The sequence below is a fragment of the Methylobacterium segetis genome (genome assembly GCF_004348265.1).
Taxonomy (GTDB): domain Bacteria; phylum Pseudomonadota; class Alphaproteobacteria; order Rhizobiales; family Beijerinckiaceae; genus Methylobacterium; species Methylobacterium segetis.
In genome coordinates this window covers 1-334 of sequence record NZ_SMNT01000254.1, presented here as the reverse complement: position 1 = coordinate 334, position 334 = coordinate 1, and the positions used below count along the sequence as shown (strand labels likewise).

The 334-nt window shown below is 72.8% G+C and carries 1 protein-coding gene; it reads right to left on the bottom strand.

The genetic code is table 11. The annotated features are described in order from the left end of the window. The coding region (locus tag E1J50_RS27730) for a cadherin-like domain-containing protein (RefSeq protein WP_165938000.1) at positions 1–334 on the bottom strand (334 nt) is incomplete at both ends.

Below are 334 nucleotides of genomic sequence, written 5' to 3'. Positions count from 1 at the left end.
CTGCTCGACGCTGCCGCCATGTCCATCGCTGATCGTGTAGGCGAGCGTCACCGCGCCATGGGCGTTCTCATCGGGCCGGTAGGCGTAGCGCCGGTCGCCGAGATCCTCGATCGTGCCGCCGCCCTCGACGACCCGGAGCCCGCCCACCTGCAGGGCGTCGCCATCGGCGTCGCTGGCGCCGGCCAGGAGCTCGGCCGCCGTGAGGATGCGGATCGCGTCCTCCGCACCCGCCGGAAGCGCGACCGGCCGGGCAAGGACCGGAGCGTCGTTGACCGCAGCCAGTTCGAAGCGCGCAACCTGCTCGACGCTGCCGCCATGTCCGTCGCTGACCGTG